The sequence below is a fragment of the Aeromicrobium sp. CFBP 8757 genome, assembly GCF_014841755.1.
Lineage (GTDB): Bacteria > Actinomycetota > Actinomycetes > Propionibacteriales > Nocardioidaceae > Aeromicrobium.
Genome location: NZ_JACYUM010000001.1, coordinates 147,720 through 165,213 on the forward strand (window position 1 = coordinate 147,720; position 17,494 = coordinate 165,213).

The following is a 17,494-nucleotide window of genomic DNA, read 5'->3' on the forward strand; positions in this document are numbered from 1 at the left end:
GAATTCCCGCCCTCAGGGCAGCCACCACCCCGAAAGGTCGCCGTGACCGCCGTACGCCTCGTCGACATCCGCGAGACCCCGCTGAGCCTCGACGAGGTCTACGCCGCCGTGGGCGACCCCGCAGCCGGGGGCATCTGCCTGTTCGTCGGCACGGTCCGCGACCACGACGGGGGCCAGGCCGTCGCGGGCCTCGGCTACTCGTCGCACCCGACGGCCGTCGACCGTCTGCGCGACGTTGCCGAGCGCATCGCGGGGGAGTGCGACGTCGTGGCGCTCGCCGGCGTCCACCGCGTCGGCGACCTGCGGATCGGCGACCTGGCGGTCGTCGTCGCGGCGTCCGCCGCCCACCGCGCCGACGCCTTCGAGGCGTGCCGGCGGCTGATCGACGAGCTCAAGTCCGACGTCCCGGTGTGGAAGCACCAGACGTTTGTCTCCGGCGACGCCGAGTGGGTGCGCCCCGACCACGGCGGGTAGCGCCGACCACGTGCCCGTCGAGTTGGGGCGATTCACTAGGATTCACCCCGTGTCCGACCCCACACGCCTGAGCCGTCGCTACTCGACGATGGTCGTGGCGACGATCTCGTTGATCGTGCTGACGTGTGCGGCGTACCTCATCCCGATGCCCTACGTGACGATGCGTCCGGGGCCGGCCTTCGACACGCTCGGCTCGTTCGACGACCAGCCGATGTTCACGTTCGGCAAGGACGTCAAGACCTACCCGACCTCCGGCTCGCTCGACTTCACGACGGTGTCGGTGACGCGCGCCGACGCCCGGCTCTCGCTCGCCGACGCCGTGCGCGCCTACTTCTCGGGCGACGTCGCGGTCGTGCCGAAGTCGCTGGTCTACCCCGACAACCAGACGGCGCAGCAGTCGACCGCGGTCTCGGCGGCCCAGCTCGACGGCTCGAAGGACTCCTCGCGCGTCGCCGCCCTGCGCGCCGCCGGCTACACCGTGACGGGACGCCCGCAGGTCGCCGGCCTGACGCCCGATGGAGCGGCCGCGAAGCTGCTGAAGGTCGGCGACATCATCACGTCCGTCGGCGGCACGAAGGTCGCGAGCTCGCAGGAGGCCGTCGCCGCGATCGGCGAGACCACCCCGGGCGAGTCCGTCGCGGTGACCGTGGAGCGCAAGGGTGCCGAGCGCACGGTCGACGTCACGACCCGCCCCGACGCCGACGACCCGTCGGTGCCCCGCATCGGCGTGTCGCTCGGCACCGACTACACGTTCCCGTTCGAGATCGACAACAACGTCGGACGCGAGATCGGCGGGCCCAGCGCCGGCACGATGTTCGCGCTGGCCATCTACGACAAGCTGACCCCCGGCGAGCTGACGGGCGGCCGGAAGATCGCCGGCACCGGCGAGATCGACGCCGACGGCGTCGTCGGCGCGATCGGCGGCATCCGCCAGAAGATGCGCGGAGCGGCGAACGCCGACGCCTCGATCTTCCTGGTGCCCCAGGCCAACTGCTCCGAGGCGACCGACGGCGACGACGACGGCCTCAAGCTCGTCAAGATCACCAAGCTCGACGACGCGATCTCCTCGCTCGAGGCGCTCGCCCAGGATCCCGACGCGAAGGTCCCCTCATGCAGCTGATGCCCGACTCACCCCTGCGCCGCGCGGCCCTCGAGGTCGAGGCGCACGTCGCGGCCGAGGGCTGGGACCAGTCGCCGCGGCTGTTCGCGCTCGTGCCGACCGCCGACCTGATCGCCCACGAGCCCGCGCTGGCCGACCAGCTGTCGTCCGACCCCGACGGCATCACGCCGGTCGAGCAGGAGCTCGACCACTCCCGCGAGCTCGAGGACCTGCTCACCGAGATCGAGTGGCCCGAGGCCGTGATCGGGTGCGCTGCCGTCATCGAGCGCATCATGCTGCCGCCGGAGGCCGAGGAGTCGCTGCCCGACGATCCCGAGGCGCTCGTCGCCGCGGCCGCGGCCCACCCCGACCGCCAGGAGGTGCGCCTCGTCGCCGCGGTCGTCCGCGACGGCCAGTCGCACAGCGCCGTCCGGGCCCGCGAGCCCCTCGAGGCCGAGCTGCTCGAGGGCCCCGACCTCGTGCCCGGCCTGATCGAGCACCTGCGCAGCACGCTGTCCGCAGCACCCTGACATAGAGTCATGAACCACCCCTACCCAGGAGACCCGTGAGCGACATCTTCGGAACGCCCCGACCTCGACAGCCGAGCCCACCGGCCGGCCGCCGCCAGAAGGTCCTGGTGCCGACCCTGATCACTCTGGCGGTGCTGCTGTTCCTCGGCTCGATCTTCACGAGCGTGTGGACCGACCGGCTGTGGTTCAAGTCCGTCGGCTACAGCGACGTGTTCCGCAGCATCCTGTTCACGCGCATCTCGCTGTTCGTCGCGATGGGGCTGATCTTCGGCCTGTTCGTGATGGTCAACCTCTACATCGCGTACCGCACCCGTCCCGCGACGGTGCCGGTGCGCCGTGACGACCCGGCCTACCGCTACCGCCTCGCGCTGACCCCGATCCTCAAGCCTATCGGCATCGGCGTGTTCGTCGTCCTGACGGCGTTCAGCGGATCGGTCGGCGCGAGCCACTGGGACACGTTCAAGGTCTGGCGCAACGGCACGCCGTTCGGCATCAAGGACCCGCAGTTCGGCAAGGACGTCGGGTTCTACGCCTTCGACTACCCGTGGTGGCGCTTCATCACGTCGTTCTCGTTCGCGATGATCATCGTGACGGTGCTCGCGGTCGTGTTCGTCAACTACGTCTACGGCGGCATCCGCATCGCGGGTCGCGGCCCCAAGCTCACGCGGGCGGCGCAGATCCACCTGTCGGTGCTGGTCGGCATCGGCATCCTGACGCGCGCCGTCTCGTACTACCTCGACCGCTTCGGCCTGCTGGTCGCCAACGGCGGTCTGGTCGACGGCGGCACGTTCACCGACATCAACGCACGCATCCCCGCCAAGAACATCCTCATCTGGGTCGCGATCGCGTGCGCCGTGCTGTTCTTCGCCTCGGTCCTGATCCGGTCGTGGGCCCTCCCGGCGATCGGCCTGGGCCTGCTCGCGATCTCGTCGATCCTGCTCGGGGCGATCTGGCCCGCGATCATGCAGGGGTTCCAGGTCAAGCCGTCGGAGCCCGACAAGGAGGCGCCGTACATCGCGCGCAACATCGAGGCGACGAGGCAGGCCTACGACGTGGCCGACACCGAGGTCGAGTCGTACAGCGCGACGACCGACCTGACGCCCGAGGCCCTCGCGGCGTCCGCCGAGTCGCGGGTCAGCACCCGCCTGCTCGACCCGACCCTGATCTCCGACGCCTTCGAGCAGCTGCAGCAGGTGCGTGGTTACTACTCCGTGCCGCAGACGCTCGACGTCGACCGCTACACGCTGCCGGGCGAGACCCAGCCGCAGGACACGATCATCGCCGCGCGCGAGCTCAACCTGAGCGGTCTGCAGTCGAACCAGCGCAACTGGGCCAACGACCACACGGTCTACACGCACGGCTACGGCATCATCGCCGCACGCGGCAACCAGCGTGGCCCCAACGGCGAGCCGGTCTTCACGGCCAGCGACATCCCGCAGGCGGGCGAGATCGAGACCACGGTGCCGCCGCGCATCTACTTCGGCGAGCAGTCGCCGTCGTACTCGATCGTGGGTCGCCCCGAGGGCGCGGCACCGATCGAGGTCGACATCCCGCGTGGCGGCTCGGCCTCCAGCTCGGCCGACACCGACAGCGAGAACGTCACGCAGAACACGTACGACGGCAAGGGCGGCGTCCCGGTCGGCAACCTGTTCCACAAGGTGCTGTACGCGTTCAAGTTCGCCGAGCCCAACATCGTCCTGTCGGGCCGCGTCAACTCCGACTCGAAGATCCTCTACGACCGTGAGCCGCGCGACCGCGTGAAGAAGGTCGCCCCGTGGCTGACGGTCGACGGCGACACCTACCCGGCCGTCGTCGACGGCCGCGTCGTGTGGATCGTCGACGGGTACACCACGAGCAACTCGTACCCGTACTCCGAGCACCGCTCGCTGCGCGAGGCCACGGCCGACACCCTGACCGACGGCAACGCGCAGGCGGCGCTGCCGACCGACCAGGTCAACTACATGCGCAACTCGGTCAAGGCCGTCGTCGACGCGTACGACGGCACGGTCAAGCTGTACGAGTGGGACAGCAAGGACCCCGTGCTGAAGACGTGGAAGAAGGTCTTCCCGGGCGTCGTCGAGCCCAAGTCGTCCATCGACCAGGGCCTGCTCGAGCACCTGCGCTACCCGGTCGACCTGTTCAAGGTGCAGCGCGACGTGCTGCAGCGCTACCACGTGACCGACGCGCAGACGTTCTACGAGGACGGCGAGCGCTGGAAGGTTCCCGAGGACCCGACGGCTCCCGCCAGCTCGCGAGCCCTGCAGCCGCCGTACTACCTGTCGACGGCGCGTCCGGGCGAGACCGATCCCAAGTTCTCGGTCACCAGCGTCTACCTGCCCAACAGCCGGCAGAACCTGGCGGCGTTCGTCTCAGTCAATTCCGAGGCGACCGACACCGAGAACTTCGGCAAGATGCAGATCCTGCAGCTGCCGAGCGAGACCCAGATCCCGGGTCCGAGCCAGATCGCCAACTCGTTCCAGACCGACCGGGGGGTCACCCAGGCGCTGCTGCAGTTCGAGCAGTCACGGGAGGCGCGGATCCTGCGCGGCAACCTGCTGACCCTGCCCGTCGGCGGCTCGCTGCTGTACGTCCAGCCGGTCTACATCCAGCGCAGCGCGTCCGAGGGAAGCTTCCCGGTGCTGCAGTTCGTCGCGGCGACGTTCGGCGAGTCGGTGGGCTTCGGCACGACGCTCGACGAGGCGCTGCGCGTCGCGCTGGGCATCGAGGAGGGCACCTCGCCCCCTGCCACCGACGGTGAGGGCGACACGCCGGCCGACGGCGACACCGGCGGCGGTGGCGGTGGAGACACGCCGACCACCAAGACGACGTCGCAGTGGCTGGCCGAGGCGTCGGCGGCGTACAACGACGCGCAGCAAGCGCTGGAGGACGGCGACCTCGCCGGCTACCAGAGCAAGATCAACGACATGAACACCGCGATCGAGGGTGCGCAGAACAGCCTGACGCCCGCGGAGTAGCACCGGCACGACGACACGAGGCCGGGATCCCCTCGGGGTCCCGGCCTCGCGTCGCGTCTCAGAGCAGGTAGTGGAACAGCGGGCTGCCGGGCGGGACCTGCTCGACGCCGAGCGGGCTGTCGTCGAGTCGTCCGAGCAGGCCCGGAAGGTCGTCGCGGTCGGCCAGCTCGATGCCGATCAGCGCGGGCCCGTTCTCGCGGTTGTTGCGCTTGACGTAGTCGAACAGCGTGATGTCGTCGTCGGGGCCGAGGATCTCGTCGAGGAACCGACGCAGGGCTCCCGGCTCCTGCGGGAAGCTGACCAGGAAGTAGTGCTTGAGGCCCCGGTGGATCAGCGACCGTTCGAGGATCTCGCCGTAGCGGCTGACGTCGTTGTTGCCGCCCGAGACGACGCACACGACGGTGCTGCCGGGCTCGATGCGAAGACCGTCGTCCAGCACCGCCGTGGCGAGGGCGCCCGCAGGCTCGGCGATGATGCCGTCGGACTGGTAGAGGCGCAGCATCTCGGTGCAGATGTGGCCCTCGTCGACCGTCCGCATCTCGACGCCGGCGTCGCGCACGAGCGGGAAGGTGTGGGCGCCGACGGTGCCGACCGCAGCGCCGTCGACGAAGGGGTCGACGGCGTCGACCGCGACGGGCTTGCCAGCCGCGAGGGCGGCGGTCATGGACGCGGCGCCGGCGGGCTCGACGCCGACGATGCGCGTCGACGGGTGGCGCTCGTGCATCCACGTCGAGATGCCGGCGACGAGCCCGCCGCCGCCGACCGGCAGGACGAGCAGGTCGGGGGCCGAGCCCAGCTGGTCGACGATCTCGCTCGCCACGGTGCCCTGGCCGCTGATCGTGCGCGGGTCGTCGAACGCGGGCACGAGCACGGCGCCGGTCTCGGCCGAGTGGGCCTGTGCCGCGCGGAACGCGTCCTCGTAGGAGTCGCCGACCACGACGACCTCGACGTTGCTGCCGCCGAGCGTCACGATGCGCTCACGCTTCTGCCGCGGGGTCGTGCCGGGGACGACGATGCGTCCGTGCACGCCGAGACGCCGACAGGCCAGTGCGACGCCCTGGGCGTGATTGCCGGCGCTCGCACACACGACGCCCTTGGCGCGCGACTCGTGGTCGAGCTGGACGATCAGGTTGTAGGCGCCCCGGATCTTGTACGACCGGACGGGTTGCAGGTCTTCTCGCTTGAGCCACACCTGCGCGCCCGTCGCCTCCGACAGCCGCGCGCTGAGCTCGAGCGGTGTTCGGCTGACGACCTCGGCCACGCGGACGGCGGCCTCGTCGATCGTGGCGGCGGTGACGGGGGAGGGGAAGGGGGTGGGACTCACGTGGACCCACGCTAGTCCTGCCCCGTCCGCCCCGGGATCGCAGTGTCGGGCCGCGGACGTCCGCACGTCCGCGCACCCCGATTTGGTCTGCCGGACACCGACCTGTAAAGTTGTCTTCAGCGACGCGGGGTGGAGCAGCTCGGTAGCTCGCTGGGCTCATAACCCAGAGGTCACAGGTTCAAATCCTGTCCCCGCTACCAATCGAAGTTGTCCGGAATTCGAGGCGAAATTAAGTCTCAGATTCTGGACAATTTTCGTTTCGTGACCTGGATGTGACCTTCGCGCCTGTGAAACTTGGAGTTCGCTACGCCCTACGAGCCGCGCATGCAGTCGAATTGGCTGCCCGACGCGCCGACGGCGCCGCCAGGTCCATTTGCGGCGACAGTAGAGCCGAGCCGATGGAGTTTGCTTCGCTTGCGTTGCGCAACGCGCGGGTCGTGCGCACGGCGCTCCCATACTTACTGCTGTGCTCGCTCGCGGCTGGTGCCACAATTCGCCCAGGATGACGCCGTCCGTGTGGGCCAAAGGAAGTACGGCGCAACCTCGAGCAAATAAGCGCCGGCGCGGGCCCACTGACCTTCGCCCGACTCCTGCGGTGGCAACGGGCACTCCACAGTCCGCGATACGTGCGTTCACGTCGGTAGCTTCAAGACGGATGCAACGTTCATGCCGTGTGGCGCGCTTGCCGCGCGCTCTGCTCGTCGATTGCTTGCTCTGGGGCAGCGTTCGTAAGCTACTCACCTCAGAGTTTGGCGGCCGTGGCCTCCGCGGCGACCTTCCTTGCCTCTGCCCGAGCTACAGCGGCGGCCTTGACGGAGTCGGTGAACGACTGTGTCTTCACCACATCTCGCGTGAGGGCGTCGCCCGCGAGAACTTCATCAATCAGTTCAATAGCTTCTTTAAATACCTCTACTGAGGCTTCGTCGGCCCACAAAACCTCGGCGATCTTGTTCGCGTATCCGGTCGCCTTGTTGGCTGTCAGCGCAGGCATGTCCGTCCCGCCGATGAGATATCGCAGAGCCATTAGTAGGTGATACCGGGCGGGCTTGTAGTAGACAGGCAGAAGATTGTTCCGAAAGAGGAACTCCAACTTATAATAGCCGTACGCTGACACGTAATAAGGCTCAAGCTTGTGAGCATCAATGAAGATCTTTGTGCCGACCTGCGCCCGCAGGTCCCCGTAATACCGCGCGGCACGGTGAGCATCGTCGAGGAACATGGCGGCAAAGGCGCGGACCTGAAGAGTCTTTCCAATGATCCGAACCTTCTCGATGCCGTTCGCCGATGCGTACTGCTTCGAGCGACGCTCGTAATGCAATTTCTTCTTGTCCGGGAACGCGTCATACAGTGCCTCCAAGCGCTTCTGGAAGGCGCTCATTGCGTAGAGGTCTTCAGCCGTGACCTCGGTCTGCCGATTGGTTGCTGTGATGATTGCACTGATAATCTCTTCGTCTGCGGTTGAGATGACCTTGAGCGGGACGTGGACCTCGTCACCCAGCTCCTCGGCTGCGTCGAAGAGAACATGGCTCGTCTGGCACCCGTTCACGATCTGGTAGTCCGTGACCACGAATTTGTTACCAGTCGTGTCGAGACCGCGAGTGACGACGGTGACCCCGTTGTTTAGAACCGCGAACCTCTGTTGGCCAGACGGGTCCTTCAAGGTTTCGCGGATCTCGCTGTTGACATCATTGTCACCCTGGAAGTCCCGGACGTTGTCGTAGAAGAGCGGCTTCCGAATGTTGCCGACCGGGTCCGTGATCAGCGACAGGTATTCCTTCACCGGCAACACCCCTAGGTAGGCCTCTTCCACCCCTTCAATCTCGGGAAGCAGGACCTTGTTGGCGAACGAGAACTCGACAGTGACATTGTTCTTGGAACGCTGATATGCGGCCTGAATCTCGTTGGCTCCCAAGGGCGTGAATTTGGCCCCGTGGAAGAGGCCCGTTGTCATCAACTGCCCTTTACGTTTGTCGACCTTGGCCGTCAGGTACGCGTCCTCCTGCCATTGGCCGGTCGTCACGAAGGACATCTCGATGACCGGTTTCTGGCGCTTGAACTTCACACTCTTCGAGTACAGCCAAGACATGATTTCGCGCGCTCCCTCGACCTGCTCATTCAAGGGAAGTGTCGGGTCTTCCGCGAAGAACTCATCGATGCCATCGAAGAACGTCATGATCTGCTCGCCATTGAAGCCGCTGCTGGTCTTGGCTTGGACGAAGATGAACTTCACGTCCAGAAAACCATTTATGTCAAGTAGATCGGAAGCCTCTTCGACCGATCCGATCAGAACGCCGTTGACGATGATCGCCAGGCCGTCGAGTCCTAGATCGCCTTCGCCCCCGACGTGGACGTCCTGAGCGTCAAACTCTTCTTCGTGGGCGAGCGACACTACGCAGTAGTCCGCAAAGTACTCGAACATAGTCGACTCCGAGAGGCCTGAAGCCAAGGATTGCTCCGACCGGAACTCTTCCAGGTACGACTTTGTGACGCGATCCATTAGATTCCCTTCGCCAAGTGCCCCCGCCAGCGTAAGGGGTGCAACGTAAGCGCAGGCGGAGAAGCAGCGAGCATCTCAGGTTGCGGCACTTCCGACTGACGAGGGCCCGGCGCCGGTCCTGGCAGAAGGGTCCGGGAGCCGCATAGAAAGGAGGACAGGTGACGTCGGCTTGGTCGCTCTTGCTCGTTCTTGAGTCTGAGCGCGCCCCAAACATCCGGTTGTGGAGATGGAGGCAAACACTCTCGGCCTGCAGGCGCGCGCAGGTCGATCCTGCGCCGTGGGAAGCGGTGGCATCACCAGCCACGAGGCAGCCGGCGAAGGCGCATCATTCCACCAAGCCTGGCACTTGTACTCGCGCAATCGTGGAACAGCCACGTTGCCGTTTGAGATCATTAGGGTGGGTGTCGTGAGCGGCCCACCAAGCGATTTCGCCCGACTCGTTTTGTTCTGTGACCTAGCGGACGAATATGACGACTTGGCGGGCGCTCTTCCCGTGGTCGAGATGGACCTACAACTCGTCCCGTTCTCAACGAAACCGGCGCCCGATCGTTGGCCTCGCGTCGTCCGCGCTATGGCACTCCGAAAGTTCATGCTGACGAAGTCGGACCACGTCTACGTGCCTACCGTGCTCGACGCAGTCGAGCGGTGCTTAACAGATCGGTCGCTTGTCCAGAACGTGGAGGGATACCGCGAGGGATTCCGAGGACTCGGTCTTGCGATCAGGGTGGATGAGGGCTCAGGTGTGCCTCGCACGGCGCCGGAGATTATCGAAGACCTGATCTACGGAGGGCTCCTTCATGGGGACTATGACCGTCACGAACGAGTTAAAAGTCGCCCGTCCGTGACTCATGACGTCTCGTTGTGGCAATTCACCAGCGACGCGGAGCACTACATCCGGAAGCTCAGAGGCGTCATCCGCAGAAGCATTGAGGAAGAGATGCTCGCGGACGGTCCGACGCGGAGCACCTGAGGGCGTGACGGTGCATCAATCCACCGCCTATGCCAGCGCGAAAGTACAACATGGGCGTGTTGCGGTTCGGTCCGTGGTCGCCACGAACCATTCAAACTGGCCGTTCGACCGGTCATCACCTTCGACATTTTGCTCTGCGAGGCGTGGGACCGTGAGAGGCTCGGAGCATGACCACGTACGCCGAGAGAGCTGCCGAGGGGGCCGAGCTCAATCAGCGAGATGTGAAGGCAGCTAGCCGCGCGCTCCGAGACGCTTGTCTGACGGCGGCAGCAACAAAGGATTCGAAGTCCACGATCTACGAACTGGTCCGAACGGAGATGCTCCACCGCGGACTCACCGAGGACGGGGCGAAAGGTAACGCGTCGAAGTTCGCCAAGGTGTCCGTCTGGGTGCGAGGAGGCGGTGAATGGCCCCAGGGCCGCGGCCTTTCGCACGTTTACGATCTTGCCCGGCGGCGTGCAGCCACAAAGAGTGACGAGACGATCGAATGTCCGAGCTGTTCCCACCAGTGGGTTCGATAAAGCATGAGTTGATTTGATTGGTGCTCTGACCGCTAGATGCGGAAACGCCAAACCTCGTCAACTGGGTCTTTCCACCGCATATGGGACGAGCAAATGCTACGGAAGAGCAGCGAGCTACTAACTGTGGGGCGCAACCGGGGTGCCGAGTTGTGTAGCGTCAATTGCCGACCGGTCGGGCGCTCATCAGGCGCTCGATGGAGTCAACCTTGATGCGCAGCGTCTTGCTGCCCAGCCGTACTGCTTCGAGTTGTCCGTCGGAGACGTAGCGTCGAGCGGTGCGTGTCGAGATGGCAAGTGCATCGGCAGCGTCCCTCAGCGTGACGAGTCGTTGAGAAAAGATGGCGGCCATAGCGGTGATCCTCCTTCGTGGCGACGCTTGGCGGTCGCCTTGCTAACACCAGGGCCCCAGAGTCGGCCTTGAGTGCTCATGCGTGCCCCAGCTTGTGTGACGTCGCCGGAATTGCAAGCTGCACTTCTAAGAGGGAGCCGCGCGAAGCTGAACGCTGGAAGCCTGAGGATCTTGACGTTCTAAACGAATAGTCACAGATCTGGCCACTTGGAGCGTGCCGCCTGCCTTGTTCTATGTGACCTAACTTTTTAGCAGAGACCCTGTTCCCTTTTGTCAAACAACCGACGAGAATATGGCGTTACACCGGGGGTGGACATGAATAGCCCTACGTCAAGCACGGAGTATCTGCCACGACAAGGCAGCAGCTCCGTACGCGTGTCTACGGGACGTGCGCGGATGACTTCTGATCGTTGCGGCCCTCGTGTTCCCCTCGCTATCCGCGGCCGCGCAGGCACGCACGCCACCGTGCGACCGCGCCCCGTCCTAGGAGGCAGCCGATGAACCGACTCCGTACCGCCGCAGCAGCTCTGGCCACGATCGGGATCATCCTGGGTCTGAGCGCATGCAGCAGTGATGACAAGCCGAGTACGACACCCAGATCGACGAAGGCTGCTACGACAACGCCCGCGACCACCGGCGCACCCGATTGGGAAGCGGCGTACAGCCCCGCCGAGCTGGAGGCCTACAGCGAAGCGCTTGCTCGCTACACGGCGTACCAGGCCAAGGTGAAGCCCATCTGGGCTGCCGGGAAGGCAACACCAACGGCTGAGGCGCTTTTCAAGGAGTACTTCATCCCCTGGCAGTACTACTTCGGCCAGCTCGAGCAGTACGAGGCATCCGGCATCCGGTTGAACTTCGAGATGAACGTCTTGGATTCAAAAGCCACACGCATCAAACTCGGTGCCGATGGCGGCTCGGTCTCTATCCGGCAGTGCGTCGACAGCACGAAGAGTTCTGGCACGCAAAATGACAAGCCGCTCCCGAAGGCGACGACGACACCGCAACTACTCGACGTCGTCGTCGAGCAGGCCGGGGGCAGATGGCTCATTGCGGAGATCTCCAACTCAACCGAGGACCGGCCATGCGACGGCTAGCCGTCATCGCTGCCGTTTCAATGGTGCCGGCGTTGGCCGCACCCACCGCGAGTTTCGCAGACAGCAACTGCCCAACAGGATCGGTGCCGGCTCCTGGTGGCGGAGGCATATGCATCCCTGCAATTGACCCCGGGTCGGGTGGTGGGGGAGATGGCGGCGGTGGCACCGCAAACACAGGTACTGGCGGAGGCGAGGCAGGACCGAGCGCCTGCGCTCGATACGAACCGGTTGAGCCTCAGCCATCGGCCGCCTCTCCTTTCTGGGGCGGTAAATCGCCTGACGACGGGCGACTTGTCTACTGCATCCCACAGGGTGCGGGTAACCCCACCTACGTGTTCGTGCCGAACGGCGACGCACCACCGCCCGATCCGGCCGAACTGGGCCGCAAGGCGCTGGACGAGCTCAAGCTCGCGACTCCCGATGTCCACCTGGCGCCTGCTCCGCCGGCCCAGACGTACGTCGGTCTGGACACGTGGCTGTGGATGCCGCCAAGTCAGTGGGCAACCCTCAAGAAGTCGGTCACAGCAGGCGACACAACCGTCACCGTGGTGGCCGCCCCCAAGTCGGTGCTGTGGGACATGGGACCGAGCTCGACAACCTGCTACTCAGCTGGTCGTGAGTGGAAGTCCAAGCAGATGCCGCTCGGGTCGAAGACGGACTGCTCGTACAAGTACACGAAGATCTCCGACTTCGAGCCGGGTAAGAAGTTCCAAATCTCGGCGACGATCACCTACCAGGCCAACTGGACCTGCGAGGGGGAGTGCCTGGCCGACGATGGCGATCTCGGACAAGTGCCGAGCGCGCCCGGAGGCGCGGCCATCAGCGTGGGAGAACGCCAATCAGTAGTGATCTCGGGGGGAACGAAATCATGACGACCACAGTAGAGAAGCGCAGCAGGAAGCCCAGCAAAGACCCGGCGTCTATCCTCGCTGGACGGCGCGTCGACGACCGGTCGCTGCGCACGACGTCGAGGCGCACGGGCCTGGTCACGGTCGCCGCTCTCCTGGTGGTCGTCTGCGGGCTCGGGTTCGCGCTGCTGCTGTCTCAAGCCGGCGACAAGACCGCCGTGTTGACCGTCCGCGAACCAGTCGCCAAGGGGCAGGTCGTCGAGCAGAAGAACCTCGTCTCGACTGAGGTCTCTGGCGCAACTGGTGCCATCGAGACGACAGACTCCGGCACCGTCGTGGGCAAGATCGCCGCGGTGGATCTCGTGGCGGGTCAGATCCTGAACCGCGACATGGTCACCTCAGACCCGATCCCGGGCAAGGGCAAGGCGAAAGTCGGCCTCTCGCTTGATCCCACGCGGGTGCCGTCGTCGGGACTCAAGGCCGGGAGCGTCGTCAACGTGATCGCCGTGCCCGGTGGGGATAACGGTGGAGCAGCCGAGGAGCTCGACGCACCGCAGCTGCTGGCCGAAGGCGGTGAGGTCTACGCCGTTGACGGCGCGTCCGCCGAGGGCGGTGGTCTCCTGGTGACGCTGATCGTCGATGCGTCCGACGCAGCCCGGCTGGCGGCCTACTCCACGAGCAACCGCGTGGCGGTCGTGGAGACCTCACCTGCGGATGAGGTCCGCTGATGTTGGTCAGCGTTTGCTCGAGCAAGGGTGCACCGGGCGTCACGTCCACGGCTCTGGTCTTGGCGGCTGTGTGGCCTCGGCCGGTCGTTCTGATCGAGGCTGATCCCAGTGGCGGCGACCTCGCCTTCCGCTGCCGATCGGCGGGCGGGGGACCGCCCGCTGCGACTCCCAACGTCCTGGGCCTGGCATCGGCTGTCAGCGGTGCCTCGATCGGCGACATCAACGCGTTCGCCCATCAGCTCGCTGGGGGAGTCCAGCTCGTGCAAGGCGTCTCCTCCGCTGCGCAGGGACGAGGCCTCACCAGCCTGTGGGGCTCGATCGCTCATGCGTGCGTCTCATCCAACGTGGACGTGCTCGCGGACCTGGGCCGAATCGACCGGTCCAGCGCGACGATGCCACTGGCCGCATCGTCCGATCGACTCCTGGTCGCCTGCACACCGGTGCTGGAATCCACCGTCCACACACGAGAGACGATCATGGAGCTGGCAGGCGCGGTCGGCCCTGACATGTCCGGTTCACGACTCGTACCGCTGGTCATCGGCGCTGCCCGTCACGCCCGCGGTGATCGCGACGACGTCGACCAGGTCATGGTGGCCGCCGGCGTCCTGGCCAGCCCGGCGGCGCACCTGCCTCTCGACGCGCCGGCCCTCGCTCGCCTGGAAGGTGGCGAGTCCGCGGCCGGCAGGCTCTCGCGGACCCTGCTGCTGCGGGCAGCTCGAGGCGTCGTCGACCAAATCTCGCAGAACATGACTCAGGGGGCCCACTCATGATCGACGTCAGCTTGGTCCGAAGCCTTCACCAGGCCGTGGGCGATCGCCTGCAGGTCGAGCAGAACCGCCGGCGTGCAACCGGTATGTCTGCCCTGGCCGGGGAGGCTGAGCTGCAGTTCGCTCGAGCAGCGATCGCCGGCGTCATCCGCGAGCACAACGAGGCCCGCCTCGGCCGCGGCGAACCGGTCTTAGGTTCCGACGTCGACGCTGAAATCAGTGAAGCGATCTTCGCTCGCATCTTCGGTGCCGGCCGCCTGCAGAAGCTGTTGGACGACGACGAGATCGAGAACATCGACATCAACGGGTACGACGAGGTCTGGGTCACCCGCACCGACGGCAAGAGCGTCATGGTCGACCGGATCGCCGAAACCGACGATGAGCTGATCGAGCTCGTCCAGACCCTAGGTTCGTACGCGGGCCTGTCGTCCAGGCCGTTCGACGCGGCCAACCCGGCGCTGGATCTCAAGCTGCCGGACGGGTCACGTCTGGCAGCGACGATGTCGGTCTCAGCGCGGCCGCTGGTCTCGATCCGCCGGCACCGCTTCAAGCAAGTCGAGTTCACCGACCTGGTCGACAACGGCACCCTCAGCCAGGAGGTCGCTGACTTCCTCACCGCCGCAGTCAGGGCTCGGTTCAACATTGTGATTGCCGGTGCCACCAACTCCGGCAAGACGACGCTGCTGCGCGCGCTCGCCGCCGAGATCGGCCCTGAGGAACGCATCATCACCGTCGAGAACGCTCTCGAGCTCGGACTGAAAGCCGACGTCGACCGTCACCCCAACTGTGTGGAGCTCGAGACCCGGCCCGCGAACTCCGAGGGCAACGGCGAGATCACCCTGCCCGAGCTGCTACGCAGAACGCTGCGCATGAACGCCACCCGCGTCATCGTCGGCGAGGTCCTCGGCCCGGAGATCGTCGTCATGCTGAACGCCATGACGCAGGGCCACGACGGGTCGCTGTCCACCATCCACGCCCGATCGGCGCGCGACGTCTTCGGACGGATCTCGACGTACGCCCAGCAGGCACACCAGATGTCACGCGACGTCGTCCACGAGATGACCGCAGGTGCGGTCGACTTCGTCGTCTACGTCTCCCAAGACCGCGTAACCGGGCGGCGCACGGTGCGCACGATCTTGGAGGTCAACGGCTTCGACTCCCAGTCCGGTGTCGCAGCGTCCGAGATCTTCGCACCCGACCCGCAGGGCAACGCAGTACGCGTCGACGACGTCGCGATCGGCCGTCAGCGCGAGCTCGTTGCCGCCGGGTGGCAGCCGCACAATGGCCCGGGCGAAGCGAGGTGGACCGCATGAGCAGCAACACGCTGCTAGGGCTCCTGCTCGGGGCTGGCCTGGCCTGCGGCATCGTCCTGGGCATCGCTGCCTGGAACGGGTGGCTCCCCGAGAGGGGCAGCTCGTCGTCTAGTCGGCGCAGCAAGGCTTTGACGCGCTGGAGCCAGGAGGTGCGCCGGCGCGCTGCGGTGGCTGTCGCTGTCGCCGTCGTCGTCGGTCTGGCCACCAGGTGGCCCATCGCGGTCATCGCAGCCGGAGCCCTGACATGGTTGTGGCCCACGATGTTCGGTGGAGCCAAGGCCGGCGCCGCCCAGCTGGAGCGGCTGGAGGGCATCGCGACGTGGACCGAGTCGCTGCGCGACACCATCGCCGGCAGCATCGGCCTCGAGCAGGCCATCACCCACTCGCTCGACGCTGCCCCTGAGACCGTCCAGGCACCCCTGCAGCGGCTGGTCGGCCGCCTGCGTGCCCACGTGCCCCTTCCAGTGGCTCTGAGCGGTTTCGCTGAAGAGTTCGATGACGCCTCGGTCGACCTGGTCGCTGCGGCCCTGATCCTGAACTCCCGCCTACGCGGTCCCGGCCTCGTCGGCACCCTGACCGCTCTTGCTGCCTCGGCCCGCGAAGAACTCGAGATGCGGCGCAAGATCGAGGAGGGACGCAAGGTGCTGCGACGGGCCGCGGGCATCATCGTCGGCGTCACCGTCGCCTTCGCAGCGGGGCTAGTCCTGTTCTCACGCACCTACGTCGAGCCCTACGGCACACCCGGTGGCCAGGTCATGCTCGCGGTCGTCCTGGGCGTCTTCGCTACCGGCTTCATCTGGATCAAGAAGGCATCGATCGGCGACACCCCCGAGCGGTTCCTGGCCTCGCCTGAACAGCTCGTAACGGTGGCTGCCTCGACAGGAGACCGACGATGACACTCGCAATCGTGTGCGGTGCAGGCATCGGCATCGCCCTGCTGCTCTTCGGCCTGGCGCTCGTGCCGCCCCGCACCGACCTGGCCGCAGCGGTGGGCCGCTGGGAATCGCAGCGCCAGTACAAGCCCGCACCCACTGCGGCCGACACCGCAGCTGACCTCCAGGCCCGGTTGGGGACATACCTGACGCGCGAGCTGCGCCAGCGCGGGATCTCGATGACCAAGATCCGCACCGACCTCGAGCTCGTCGACAAAACGCTCGAGGAACACCTGACCCGCAAGGTGCTCCTGGCCGGCTTCGGCCTGGTGCTGCCGTCGCTAACGATCACCGCCCTGGCAGTCGCCGGCGTGGCCGTCCCGTGGTCGGTCCCGGTCCTGGTGGGCCTGGTGCTCGCCGCCCTTTTCTTCGTCATGCCAGACCTGTCCGTCGCCCAGGAAGCCGCCAAGCGTCGTGACGACCTGCGCCGGGCGCTGTCGTGCTACCTCGACCTGGTCTCGATGAGCCTGGCCGGCGGGCGAGGCGTCCCTGAGGCACTACCGACGGCGGCGCAGATCGGTCAGGGATGGGCGTTCGAGCTCCTCGCCGAGACAATTTCGCGCGCACGCTATGCGGGCGTCACCCCGTGGGAGGCGTTCGCTGCCCTGGGTGAGCGCGTCGACCTGCCGGAGCTGCGAGATCTCGGCGGCGCGCTGACGTTGGTTGCTGACGACGGCGCGAAGGTGCGCCAGTCGCTGACAGCCCGAGCGGCGACTCAACGACGACGTCAGCTGGCCGAGGCCGAAAGCGACGCTGAGAAGGGCGATCAGTCCATCGGCATCGCCCAGGTGATCCTCGCGGTCGGGTTTCTGCTGTTCCTGTCATACCCGGCCGTCATCAACGTCCTAGTGCTCTAACACCACAAAGAAACGGGGAAATCATGGTCGAGATCCAGATGTGGAAGGCCTGGTTCATCACCCAGGTCAACCACCAGAACCAGCGTCGCGATGAACGCGGCGAGATCACGCAGACCGTCATCATCACCGCGTTGTTCGCCGCCGCGGCGATCGTGATCTGCGGGATCATCATCGCCAAGTTCACCGGCAAGGCCGAGTCGATCTCGACGGGATGAC

At 66.1% G+C, this 17,494-nt stretch carries 16 protein-coding genes and 1 tRNA gene; 14 read left to right on the forward strand and 3 right to left on the reverse strand.

The features are described from left to right. Positions 1-42 precede the first annotated feature (42 nt). From IFT73_RS00670 to IFT73_RS00685, 4 genes are all read left to right on the forward strand, one after another. Positions 43-474, forward strand: coding sequence for a molybdenum cofactor biosynthesis protein MoaE (locus IFT73_RS00670; protein WP_371811119.1), 432 nt, complete (start codon positions 43-45; stop codon positions 472-474). A 49-nt stretch (positions 475-523) separates the two neighbouring features. Next, positions 524-1,594 carry a PDZ domain-containing protein gene (locus tag IFT73_RS00675; protein ID WP_192165763.1) on the forward strand — a complete coding sequence of 357 codons (1,071 nt, stop codon included), beginning with the start codon at positions 524-526 and terminating at the stop codon, positions 1,592-1,594. Beyond that, positions 1,594-2,103: a PPA1309 family protein gene (locus IFT73_RS00680; RefSeq protein ID WP_197983450.1), complete on the forward strand. Its 510-nt coding sequence runs from the start codon at positions 1,594-1,596 to the stop codon at positions 2,101-2,103. The genes IFT73_RS00675 and IFT73_RS00680 overlap by 1 nt, the downstream gene beginning before the upstream one ends. 107 nt (positions 2,104-2,210) lie before the next feature. Beyond that, positions 2,211-5,078 carry a UPF0182 family protein gene (locus IFT73_RS00685; protein WP_371811120.1) on the forward strand — a complete coding sequence of 956 codons (2,868 nt, stop codon included), beginning with the start codon at positions 2,211-2,213 and terminating at the stop codon, positions 5,076-5,078. Between the two features lie 58 nt (positions 5,079-5,136). On the opposite strand, the gene ilvA is transcribed toward IFT73_RS00685, so the two are convergent. Next, entirely contained in the window at positions 5,137-6,402 is a 1,266-nt protein-coding gene (ilvA, locus tag IFT73_RS00690; RefSeq protein ID WP_192165770.1) for a threonine ammonia-lyase IlvA, read from the reverse strand. A 123-nt stretch (positions 6,403-6,525) separates the two neighbouring features. Here ilvA and IFT73_RS00695 point away from each other — a divergent pair. After that, positions 6,526-6,602 (forward strand) — tRNA-Met (locus IFT73_RS00695). Positions 6,603-7,144: 542 nt separating this feature from the next. On the opposite strand, the gene IFT73_RS00700 is transcribed toward IFT73_RS00695, so the two are convergent. After that, on the reverse strand, positions 7,145-8,899 hold the full coding sequence (locus tag IFT73_RS00700; protein WP_192165772.1) for an AIPR family protein: 1,755 nt from the start codon (positions 8,897-8,899) through the stop codon (positions 7,145-7,147). Positions 8,900-9,305: 406 nt separating this feature from the next. Between IFT73_RS00700 and IFT73_RS00705 the strand changes: the two genes are divergently transcribed. Next, complete coding sequence (locus IFT73_RS00705; protein ID WP_192165774.1) at positions 9,306-9,869, forward strand: hypothetical protein; 564 nt, start codon at positions 9,306-9,308, stop codon at positions 9,867-9,869. 678 nt (positions 9,870-10,547) lie between these two features. On the opposite strand, the gene IFT73_RS00710 is transcribed toward IFT73_RS00705, so the two are convergent. Next, positions 10,548-10,739 (reverse strand): helix-turn-helix domain-containing protein, encoded by a 192-nt coding sequence (locus tag IFT73_RS00710; protein ID WP_192165776.1) that lies wholly within the window; start codon positions 10,737-10,739, stop codon positions 10,548-10,550. A gap of 497 nt (positions 10,740-11,236) precedes the next feature. Between IFT73_RS00710 and IFT73_RS00715 the strand changes: the two genes are divergently transcribed. The 8 genes from IFT73_RS00715 to IFT73_RS00750 all read left to right on the forward strand — a co-directional run bounded on the left by IFT73_RS00715 (position 11,237) and on the right by IFT73_RS00750 (position 17,493). Then, positions 11,237-11,833: a hypothetical protein gene (locus IFT73_RS00715; protein ID WP_192165778.1), complete on the forward strand. Its 597-nt coding sequence runs from the start codon at positions 11,237-11,239 to the stop codon at positions 11,831-11,833. A gap of 332 nt (positions 11,834-12,165) precedes the next feature. After that, the gene (locus IFT73_RS00720; RefSeq protein ID WP_192165779.1) at positions 12,166-12,705 is read left to right on the forward strand and encodes a hypothetical protein; all 540 of its coding nucleotides are present in this window, start codon (positions 12,166-12,168) and stop codon (positions 12,703-12,705) included. Continuing rightward, positions 12,702-13,409 (forward strand): SAF domain-containing protein, encoded by a 708-nt coding sequence (locus tag IFT73_RS00725; RefSeq protein ID WP_192165781.1) that lies wholly within the window; start codon positions 12,702-12,704, stop codon positions 13,407-13,409. The genes IFT73_RS00720 and IFT73_RS00725 overlap by 4 nt, the downstream gene beginning before the upstream one ends. After that, positions 13,409-14,179 (forward strand): hypothetical protein, encoded by a 771-nt coding sequence (locus IFT73_RS00730; protein ID WP_192165783.1) that lies wholly within the window; start codon positions 13,409-13,411, stop codon positions 14,177-14,179. The genes IFT73_RS00725 and IFT73_RS00730 overlap by 1 nt, the downstream gene beginning before the upstream one ends. Beyond that, entirely contained in the window at positions 14,176-15,489 is a 1,314-nt protein-coding gene (locus IFT73_RS00735; protein ID WP_192165786.1) for a CpaF family protein, read from the forward strand. Before IFT73_RS00730 ends, IFT73_RS00735 begins: the two co-directional genes overlap by 4 nt. Beyond that, complete coding sequence (locus IFT73_RS00740; protein ID WP_192165788.1) at positions 15,486-16,385, forward strand: type II secretion system F family protein; 900 nt, start codon at positions 15,486-15,488, stop codon at positions 16,383-16,385. The genes IFT73_RS00735 and IFT73_RS00740 overlap by 4 nt, the downstream gene beginning before the upstream one ends. After that, the gene (locus IFT73_RS00745) at positions 16,382-17,278 is read left to right on the forward strand and encodes a type II secretion system F family protein (protein WP_192165790.1); all 897 of its coding nucleotides are present in this window, start codon (positions 16,382-16,384) and stop codon (positions 17,276-17,278) included. Before IFT73_RS00740 ends, IFT73_RS00745 begins: the two co-directional genes overlap by 4 nt. A 23-nt stretch (positions 17,279-17,301) precedes the next feature. Further along, positions 17,302-17,493, forward strand: coding sequence for a hypothetical protein (locus IFT73_RS00750; protein WP_192166998.1), 192 nt, complete (start codon positions 17,302-17,304; stop codon positions 17,491-17,493). Position 17,494: the final 1 nt, after the last annotated feature.